General features: G+C 33.0%; 17 protein-coding genes. 2 read left to right on the plus strand and 15 right to left on the minus strand.

From position 1 onward, the window contains the following. Window positions 1–223: 223 nt before the first annotated feature. The 6 genes from FAY33_RS18775 to FAY33_RS18795 form a co-directional block, all read right to left on the minus strand. Window positions 224–580, minus strand: coding sequence for a hypothetical protein (locus FAY33_RS18775; RefSeq protein WP_143322945.1), 357 nt, complete (start codon window positions 578–580; stop codon window positions 224–226). 19 nt (window positions 581–599) lie between these two features. Beyond that, the gene (locus FAY33_RS19700; protein WP_185967718.1) at window positions 600–764 is read right to left on the minus strand and encodes a hypothetical protein; all 165 of its coding nucleotides are present in this window, start codon (window positions 762–764) and stop codon (window positions 600–602) included. Between the two features lie 10 nt (window positions 765–774). After that, on the minus strand, window positions 775–1,062 hold the full coding sequence (locus tag FAY33_RS18780) for a hypothetical protein (RefSeq protein WP_143322947.1): 288 nt from the start codon (window positions 1,060–1,062) through the stop codon (window positions 775–777). A gap of 13 nt (window positions 1,063–1,075) precedes the next feature. Then, window positions 1,076–1,279 carry a hypothetical protein gene (locus FAY33_RS18785; protein WP_143322950.1) on the minus strand — a complete coding sequence of 68 codons (204 nt, stop codon included), beginning with the start codon at window positions 1,277–1,279 and terminating at the stop codon, window positions 1,076–1,078. Between the two features lie 183 nt (window positions 1,280–1,462). Next, window positions 1,463–1,666, minus strand: coding sequence for a hypothetical protein (locus FAY33_RS18790; RefSeq protein ID WP_143322952.1), 204 nt, complete (start codon window positions 1,664–1,666; stop codon window positions 1,463–1,465). A gap of 356 nt (window positions 1,667–2,022) precedes the next feature. Further along, the gene (locus FAY33_RS18795; RefSeq protein ID WP_143322956.1) at window positions 2,023–2,463 is read right to left on the minus strand and encodes a hypothetical protein; all 441 of its coding nucleotides are present in this window, start codon (window positions 2,461–2,463) and stop codon (window positions 2,023–2,025) included. Between the two features lie 285 nt (window positions 2,464–2,748). Between FAY33_RS18795 and FAY33_RS18800 the strand changes: the two genes are divergently transcribed. Further along, window positions 2,749–3,279 (plus strand): hypothetical protein, encoded by a 531-nt coding sequence (locus tag FAY33_RS18800; protein WP_143322958.1) that lies wholly within the window; start codon window positions 2,749–2,751, stop codon window positions 3,277–3,279. A gap of 19 nt (window positions 3,280–3,298) precedes the next feature. On the opposite strand, the gene FAY33_RS18805 is transcribed toward FAY33_RS18800, so the two are convergent. From FAY33_RS18805 to FAY33_RS18815, 3 genes are read right to left on the minus strand one after another with little or no spacing between them, the layout of a single operon-like run. Continuing rightward, complete coding sequence (locus FAY33_RS18805) at window positions 3,299–3,529, minus strand: hypothetical protein (RefSeq protein WP_143322961.1); 231 nt, start codon at window positions 3,527–3,529, stop codon at window positions 3,299–3,301. Then, window positions 3,530–3,742, minus strand: coding sequence for a hypothetical protein (locus tag FAY33_RS18810; RefSeq protein ID WP_143322966.1), 213 nt, complete (start codon window positions 3,740–3,742; stop codon window positions 3,530–3,532). A gap of 40 nt (window positions 3,743–3,782) precedes the next feature. After that, window positions 3,783–4,268, minus strand: a complete 486-nt coding sequence (locus tag FAY33_RS18815) for a hypothetical protein (RefSeq protein ID WP_207706035.1) — start codon at window positions 4,266–4,268, stop codon at window positions 3,783–3,785. A gap of 433 nt (window positions 4,269–4,701) precedes the next feature. Between FAY33_RS18815 and FAY33_RS18820 the strand changes: the two genes are divergently transcribed. Further along, window positions 4,702–5,244: a hypothetical protein gene (locus tag FAY33_RS18820; RefSeq protein ID WP_143322970.1), complete on the plus strand. Its 543-nt coding sequence runs from the start codon at window positions 4,702–4,704 to the stop codon at window positions 5,242–5,244. 62 nt (window positions 5,245–5,306) lie between these two features. Here FAY33_RS18820 and FAY33_RS18825 read toward each other — a convergent pair whose 3' ends face one another. The 6 genes from FAY33_RS18825 to FAY33_RS19715 all read right to left on the minus strand — a co-directional run. Next, window positions 5,307–5,930 (minus strand): hypothetical protein, encoded by a 624-nt coding sequence (locus FAY33_RS18825; RefSeq protein WP_143322972.1) that lies wholly within the window; start codon window positions 5,928–5,930, stop codon window positions 5,307–5,309. Beyond that, on the minus strand, window positions 5,927–6,148 hold the full coding sequence (locus FAY33_RS18830; RefSeq protein ID WP_143322975.1) for a hypothetical protein: 222 nt from the start codon (window positions 6,146–6,148) through the stop codon (window positions 5,927–5,929). The genes FAY33_RS18825 and FAY33_RS18830 overlap by 4 nt, the downstream gene beginning before the upstream one ends. Before the next feature lie 8 nt (window positions 6,149–6,156). Further along, window positions 6,157–6,483 carry a hypothetical protein gene (locus FAY33_RS18835; protein WP_143322977.1) on the minus strand — a complete coding sequence of 109 codons (327 nt, stop codon included), beginning with the start codon at window positions 6,481–6,483 and terminating at the stop codon, window positions 6,157–6,159. Next, window positions 6,480–6,809 (minus strand): hypothetical protein, encoded by a 330-nt coding sequence (locus tag FAY33_RS18840; RefSeq protein WP_143322979.1) that lies wholly within the window; start codon window positions 6,807–6,809, stop codon window positions 6,480–6,482. Before FAY33_RS18840 ends, FAY33_RS18835 begins: the two co-directional genes overlap by 4 nt. A 52-nt stretch (window positions 6,810–6,861) precedes the next feature. Next, window positions 6,862–7,215, minus strand: a complete 354-nt coding sequence (locus FAY33_RS18845; RefSeq protein ID WP_143322981.1) for a hypothetical protein — start codon at window positions 7,213–7,215, stop codon at window positions 6,862–6,864. Window positions 7,216–7,231: 16 nt separating this feature from the next. Continuing rightward, a partial coding sequence (locus FAY33_RS19715; RefSeq protein WP_207706036.1) for a hypothetical protein occupies window positions 7,232–7,564 on the minus strand: 333 nt, incomplete at its 5' end.

The following is a 7,564-nucleotide window of genomic DNA, read 5'->3' on the forward strand; positions in this document are numbered from 1 at the left end:
CTATGTAAACACCGTTTTTTACCGGCGATAACATGAAATTTGCTCTATATGAAATCTAAATAAAAGTTGCATTTTCTCGGAAATTACGAACCGATTTTGACCGTTTTTCCGATAAAAAGGTGCAAAAATAATAGGGTATCGAAATACCATATCCGAATATTGATATTCTTATTTATGTAACCCTTAATGAACTCTCCTTGTTTCTATAAATTTTGCTGGCTGGTTACTTATCCCATTTAATAATCAAGCCGGACGTAGATTCTCTTAACCTATAGCCGAAGTTTTCTAATATATCTTTCAGGCTTTCATACTCTTCAACAGACAAATCCTCTCCTTTTTTGAATGTGCAATAAAACTCACCTTCTGATGACGACTTTTTTATAAGTTCATCAATCTCCATAAGTATTCCACAAAATCTGTTACGCCCTAAGTTTGCCAAAGAAATACTGTTTGCCTCATTGCTCCATATAAGTTCAAAAGAACTTAGATTTTGTTTTAAATACTCTTCTCTTTTCTTTTTAAAATAATCTGTTGCTTTTGCCATATCGGTAAAATCATTTCCATTAATATTAATACCCATTATTCTCCCTTCATTTAAATTAAGCTTGATGTGCAAATAAGTACCACAAAACTCCAAAGTACAATATCCAAACTATATTGTCACATTGACGATTCCATTGAAATTCTTTAAACTGTATCCACTCGTAAGCATACCAAACAGCAGATATTGCTAGGCTAACAATGAGTGCTTTTAAAAATGCCATTCAACACCTCCTATCTCACAATCATTTCTTCGATGCTGCTTTCAGATATCTTATGCTCTTTAGCAGCATCAGGGGTCATAACTCCAATGTACCAACCACGACTTACTATGTATTTTCCTGGCTTATGTTCTCTTAACCAATCCACAACTTTCTCGGCAAATTTCTCCTGGTATTCATAAATCTCATTATTTCCATAGTCATCTTCATAGTCGCCTTCGTCCATATATCTTGCAAAATCTATGGATTCTTCCATATCATATAAAAACTGAAGATACTCTTCTTCCATTTCTTCGTACATGTATTACCTCCGATCAACCACAATGTTCTAATAAAAAACTATTTGGTATTACATTCAATAATTCATCTACCCTTTCTTTTGGTATAATAAAATTATCAACATCAGCATCAACATTATAAAAGTATATACAATATTCTTCTAATTCTTCGTCTACTTCAATTTCAGCTATTACATCTCCATCTTCTAGAAGATAAAAATACTTATCAAAAATATCCATCAGATTAAGAACGGTATTTAGGAAATCTTTCGATTCTATACGATATCTGGAAATAATCTGCTATTGCACTCTCTACTATCAAACCAGTTTGCATTCGTGTAATATACTGGCTTAAATCCTTTGTTTAATAACGTTTTATATATCATTGCTACCTCCAATATTTAAAAGCAAATCACAATTCTGTTAAAATCTCTTTGAGATTCTATTCGATGTATTTGTAATCCTATTTGAAATTTTCCTAACTCCAAACCATTTTACGATGTTGATTAGCGTCAGTAATGCTCCTAATCCAAAAACTACGTATTGCGCTACATTTGGAACATAAAACCACCCATTTGCCTTTACGACTTCCAGGGCAACTCCAAGTAAAATGCAAACAATTCCCATTACTATCTCCTTCCTAACCCCACAAATTAATTAGTACCAAAGCTGCCGATATAGCTGCAATTGCTTTCCAGTCAAACTCAAACACCAACAGATCGAATAAATTAAATTTCATATGTATTCCCCTACTTACTCTTTCCCCACTGGACTCTACCAGTAGAAGTTACCTCTGGTCTGTTCTTTTTTACTTTACTCATGATACTTTTGAATTTTGCAAATTCTGTTTTCTTACCACTTTTCATTTTCTTGCCTCCTTAGGTTTAGATAATCTTTTTATATTGCTTATTCATAATAACACTTCTGAGTTTTCATGTCAACTAGTTTTGATAATCTTTTTAAAATTTAAACAAACTACACTTTTATCCAATTCTTTGAAACTCAAATTCTGCACCGCAATGACATTTTATTGTCCCAGAAACTCCGATACTAGTGGGCACAAAATGATAAGAGTATCTTCCTCCACAACAACCGCCAGCTTTTAATCTTTTGCCTAAAGTATCTAATCCGTGAACTGATTTGTCGTGCTCGTTACACCATTCGTCAATAGCTTCTTTCTCAGATTCACTAATAGGAAATCCTCTATAGTAATCAGATCTTACCTTTTTAAGTTCCATTTGCATTTTCTGGATTTCGTTATCCCTGTCATATTCTTCTCGAAGTTCTTTGTTCATAGTTTTTAATTTTTCAATTAAATCCTCGTTCCTCTTATCCCTAACACGAATAGCTTTTAAACATTTTTCTAAATCATACACTTGAACCCATTCACCTGTTTCCATATCTGTCGTGCTATACTCTGACATATATTTCTCCTTTGAACCAAATTAAGATTTTCTAATAACTGACATAAAATTAGAGTATTTAATTCCACCTTCTCCAGTGATTTTATTTAGTTTATTCATAGCTGTGTTGATTTCAATAACATCTCTGAGTTTATTTACGGCTTGAATAATATTTTTGATTATATGTCTCATTTTCTCCTTTCGTGAGCAAATTGATATTTCATAGTAGTTCAATTGTTTTTTATTCTTTATATTTCATTGAAATTATGATATAATCACCATATAAAAATCTAAGGAGAAAAATTGATGGTAGATTACCTAGTATGTCACAAAGACTTAATTACGCTTCTAATAGCCATTTTCAGTCTAGTCTTATCAATGGGACAAATAACTTATACAGCATTAGGTAAAATCACCCGTTTTTCCGTAGATATTCAAAATTATGAATTTAGCGGACGGGCAAAAAATGACGATTACACCTTTTTATTATACATTATTAATCATTCATATAATCCAATCGCTTTAACCAGAATTATAATTATTACATCTGATGGTGAATACCCGTGCTACATAAATCATAAATGGATAGGCGAACGTTATTATCCGAAGTTTCCAGACACTGATATACCAAGAACAGAGCGGTTTTTCTCGGAAGATTTTCCTATTCAATTAACTGGAAACCAGTGTTTTTCGGGTTTTGTATCTTTCCCAGTCGACAAGGATAAATCTATTTTCAATGATGATAATCAAGTAAAATTAAAAATCTTGACCAATAAGGGTACAAAAACCTTTTTATTAAACTGCCCAAAAGAAAGTAAGGGCTCTATTATCATATGAAAGAATGGTTTGCTCGTAACTAAGCCAAGTAATATCCTTGTTCAAGATATTTTTCATAATCAGATTTCTTCCATAAATGAGTCTCCGTTGTTTTTCTTCCATAACAGTTTACATTACATGATACCTCTAAATATGGCTCATCTGGAATAAAATCTGGATATCCTCCATCTGTCTGCATGTATGTAACAAATTCAGGAGTTTTATCAATAGCAGATAATACTTTTTCAATGTAACATTCAACTAAATTCATTTAATTCACCTTCATCTTCAATCCAAGTCCAATAGCGCAGAAATCTCTAATCTTATTAATCCTAACCGTATCATTCTTGATGTTCTTATCGTTGCAAATTTCCAGCACTGCACCGGCAATTCCCTTAGCTCCGGCGGACAGACCTTCAAATCTGACCTTCTCCATATTTTCTTTGATTGTTACTTCTAATTTTAATTCGTCTTCCTTATTCATATAACCTCCTTAATTGAGCAATGTATTGTTTTATGGAAATTTATTTATCAATATCCTCAACTACCTTATAAAATTCACTTGCTTTAATCTCTTGGAATCCCTTTGGATTTTCAAAATCTGTCTCGTGTTCATAAGAGGCATAGACAACTCCGTTATGTTCAAATATTCTTGACCTGCTCCTACCGCAACAGGGGAATGCAAACTGAATAAACGGCTTATGTAATACCTTCATATCCTTATCTTCCAGAATCTTAAATAGATCCTTGAAGATTGTTGAATTCTTTTTGAAAGAACTAAGTGTGTTTACACGAGAATCTTTCTTCATTTGTTGATTAAACATATCATAATCTTTTTGTGTTGGAACGATTGCAAAATAATTTTCCCTCATTCCAATCGCATACTCATGTGTTTCAATCTCATTATTAATCATAAAGTCTTTGACAATTTCATTTACATCTTTTCTGCCAATCTGCAAATCCTGAAATACCGTAATATTTTTTATTTCCTTCTTTTCCGATTTCTTCAACAAAGCTTTCTGTATATGTATCTCCCTGTTTTACAAAAACCTTCTGACCTTCTTCAATCATTTAATCTTCTCCTTTTTCATAATTATGAGACACGTCATTATCAATTTCTTTATGCAGAGTAGCAATACTCCCATTAATTTTAATTAATTCGGCTACTAAACGAAGATAATTTTCTCTGAAAAAGCAATAATTTTCATATACATTTTCTTCGTTTACAAAGTCGGGATTCTGAACTGCTGCTTTAAGATGACCACACATCAATGACATACTATTTATTCTGTTAAATAATTCTTCTGACTTATTTCGGTCTAAAGTTCTGATAATAAAACACCTCCAAATTCATCATAAAATATATCTTTGGTAAACTTATTACCTCTATTCCAATTTTGACTCTCATGCGGTATAATAAAACACAAAAAGAGGAGAATTAAAATGGATTCCAACACTGTTCAATTTTATGGTATGATAATCACCTCACTCGTAGGCATTGCTTCTATAATAATTTCTGTATTAACATTAATGCAGAACTCTAAAATGATAGAAGAGTCGACGCGACCAGTTATTTCGATTTATGGGACAACGACAAATTTCGGAGCAGAGCAACGTTTTTATTTTGTAATCAAGAATTTTGGTCAAACTCCTACCACAATAACCAAATTCTTTTCTGACTATGATTTTTCATTTAATCAGGCCTATACAAGTGCTAATGATCACGATTGGTTAAGTAATCTAAATGGTGCACATCTTGCACCAGGACAATCCAAAATATGTGCTCTAAATTATAAAAACATTAATAAACCAGTCACTTTTACGTTGGAGCACAAAACCACTAGCAAAACTTATAATGAACAAATCAAGGTTGACCTCAAGGCTGGCGCAGCAATGCTTGTATGGAAAAGCGATGCTATATCTGAAAAAGATGAATTAAGAAACATTTCTTATACCTTGCAGGAGTTTATACAAAAAAATCTTTAACATCTCGAATCACGGCTTGCTTATACTAGTTGGTCGTGATTTTCAATTGAACTGTTCTTTAGTCACAAATTTGCAAGTTCTTTTTGCATTTCCAAAATGTTTTCTTCTAAAAACTTCTTCCTGGCAGCACGCTCCTTTTCTAGTTTAATAGCTTCCAAATCTTCATTTACCTTATAAAACGAATCCTCAAATTCCCAGAAATCATGCTCGTCACCTTCCCAATTATGACGGACGACATTAGTTACCTTTTTAATTGATACACCAGGAGCATACCAGTCGCAACCATGCCCACAACATTTTTTATCATCTCGGTAATCCTCATCAGCCGCCGTACACTGGCAATATCCCCATGGTCTATCATCAATATTAAAGTCTATAACGTATGTAATGTCAGAAATGTCAGCATATGTTTTATTGGATCGAGTCCTATAAAAACTAATATCGATAGAGCCATTGCTGTAACCTCCAGTTTCGTCTTTGCAGTAGTTTACATTGAAAATGCTCCATTCTTTTAAATGATCTTCCAGTTCTTTTAGTGGATTGTTTTCCATGGCTTGCACTAATGGTGCAAGCATAAACGGGACATTTAATGGAGTCCAGTCAGAATCCGAAGAATTCCTTTCATTCTCTTCTTTTAAACATTTTGTAATTCTACTGATTAAATCCTGTTTTAAATAGTTGTTCATCTTCGCCCTCCGCTAATGTGCTTTAACACTTTATCAATCCAGAATCTTCGATACCATGGCAATTTCTTACCTGTAGTTAATTCAATATATAATGACGGGTATCTTCTGAACTGCTCAATCATGGATTTCAGTGCTTCACTTCTACGCTTTCCATAACTTTTTTTGCCTGCCGACTCTATGGTTTTAATCTCTGAACCAGTTTCAACTTTTATGTGCATTCAACCTCCTACATTATTCTTCCTGTTCTAAAGAAAAATGGCCATACACTACTATATAATGAAGCCAATGATTCCAAATCACTGTCAAATGAAATCTCTTCACCATAGTCGTTCACGTATTTTTTATGTAACTCAATGAAGTCATTGCCAAGTTTCTTCACTTCATCACTACGACGATTCTTTTCAGTAAGTAATTTCTCCTGCTTCGCTCTTTCAGCAGCCAATGCCTTTTCATGCTCCAAACACTCCTGTTCAGAACTGAAAATCTGCACCTGGTCAATGCCGACCTTCTTCTTCATAATTCTTTTGTAATCTTCATCTGAAATATATCTCATTTATTTTCCTCCTTGATTAATTTGTTAAGATACCATTTTTGGAATAAACTCATTTTCTTACCTTTTGGAATAATATAATCTTCTATAAAAGACATGGGATTACTTTTGTAATAAAGAAGTCTATCCAATTTTTCTTGATATCTGGAACCGCAAGCGTCATCTCTCATGACACAACCATCTTCAATTCTGATAATTTTTGTATTTGCATTTCCGCAATTCATACAATCAGTAACAGAACATAGTCCAATCGGATCTATTTCAAAGCAATTACATTTGATTCCAGTCTTTATAATTACCTTATATTCATTCGTATCTTTATAATCCAAAATTACAAATCACCTCCCATCATTAAAAGAAAACTCTGTTTTACTTGTGAACTTAATCTGTATTTCTTAATGTAAGAACTGCTGGATTAACAATGCCTCTACCTTCATAATCGTATTTTTTATTGTGCCATGCTTTCAAATGTTTTCCATACTCCCAACACTGAGAAAGAATACTTACTGCACAGCCATACATGAAACCCGTAATCCCTTCCGTATCCGCCTGATGACTTGTAACATCTGCATTTTCAATAATGACTTTCAATGGTTCCTCTTGAGATTCATTAATTTTTGTTTCTAGTAGCTCTGCCCATTTTTCTGCATATTTAAAGCACATTTTGCCATATTCATCACTTTGATTTTCGTACCATTCTTTATAATCTTGCTCTTTTCCTTTTACAATCTTCATCTACAATTCCCATTCCTTATAATCTGGAAAAATAATGCTCTTCCCATCTTTCATCCCAATATGGTTCAACGACATTTTCGTAATATCCTTCGCAACAGGTTATATAATTTGATTCTTCATCTGTATACATAGTTCTCATATGGAACCTTTTAGGATATTTAAAGAATCTACACTTACAATCACCACAGCCATCACAGTAACCAAGTACCTTTTTAATAAAACCAATAATCCTTTTCTTTATATCTAACATCTCCTTTTCTAAGTAAACTTTAATTTGCTTTAAATTATGTATTGTTACCTGCCCACTGCTCCGCCATGGCTTTGGCAATTCCAGGGAATGTCTTACTTC

Source organism: Clostridium sp. HBUAS56010, assembly GCF_007115105.1.
Classification (GTDB): Bacteria; Bacillota; Clostridia; order Lachnospirales; family Lachnospiraceae; genus Lacrimispora.

Bases quoted from the DNA above. Each gene is read 5' to 3' on its own strand.
- FAY33_RS18775 (WP_143322945.1), bottom strand. From the start codon at position 580: ATGGGTATTAATATTAATGGAAATGATTTTACCGATATGGCAAAAGCA.
- FAY33_RS19700 (WP_185967718.1), bottom strand. From the start codon at position 764: ATGGCATTTTTAAAAGCACTCATTGTTAGCCTAGCAATATCTGCTGTT.
- FAY33_RS18780 (WP_143322947.1), bottom strand. From the start codon at position 1,062: ATGTACGAAGAAATGGAAGAAGAGTATCTTCAGTTTTTATATGATATG.
- FAY33_RS18785 (WP_143322950.1), bottom strand. From the start codon at position 1,279: ATGGATATTTTTGATAAGTATTTTTATCTTCTAGAAGATGGAGATGTA.
- FAY33_RS18790 (WP_143322952.1), bottom strand. From the start codon at position 1,666: ATGGGAATTGTTTGCATTTTACTTGGAGTTGCCCTGGAAGTCGTAAAG.
- FAY33_RS18795 (WP_143322956.1), bottom strand. From the start codon at position 2,463: ATGTCAGAGTATAGCACGACAGATATGGAAACAGGTGAATGGGTTCAA.
- FAY33_RS18800 (WP_143322958.1), top strand. From the start codon at position 2,749: ATGGTAGATTACCTAGTATGTCACAAAGACTTAATTACGCTTCTAATA.
- FAY33_RS18805 (WP_143322961.1), bottom strand. From the start codon at position 3,529: ATGAATTTAGTTGAATGTTACATTGAAAAAGTATTATCTGCTATTGAT.
- FAY33_RS18810 (WP_143322966.1), bottom strand. From the start codon at position 3,742: ATGAATAAGGAAGACGAATTAAAATTAGAAGTAACAATCAAAGAAAAT.
- FAY33_RS18820 (WP_143322970.1), top strand. From the start codon at position 4,702: ATGGATTCCAACACTGTTCAATTTTATGGTATGATAATCACCTCACTC.
- FAY33_RS18825 (WP_143322972.1), bottom strand. From the start codon at position 5,930: ATGAACAACTATTTAAAACAGGATTTAATCAGTAGAATTACAAAATGT.
- FAY33_RS18830 (WP_143322975.1), bottom strand. From the start codon at position 6,148: ATGCACATAAAAGTTGAAACTGGTTCAGAGATTAAAACCATAGAGTCG.
- FAY33_RS18835 (WP_143322977.1), bottom strand. From the start codon at position 6,483: ATGAGATATATTTCAGATGAAGATTACAAAAGAATTATGAAGAAGAAG.
- FAY33_RS18845 (WP_143322981.1), bottom strand. From the start codon at position 7,215: ATGAAGATTGTAAAAGGAAAAGAGCAAGATTATAAAGAATGGTACGAA.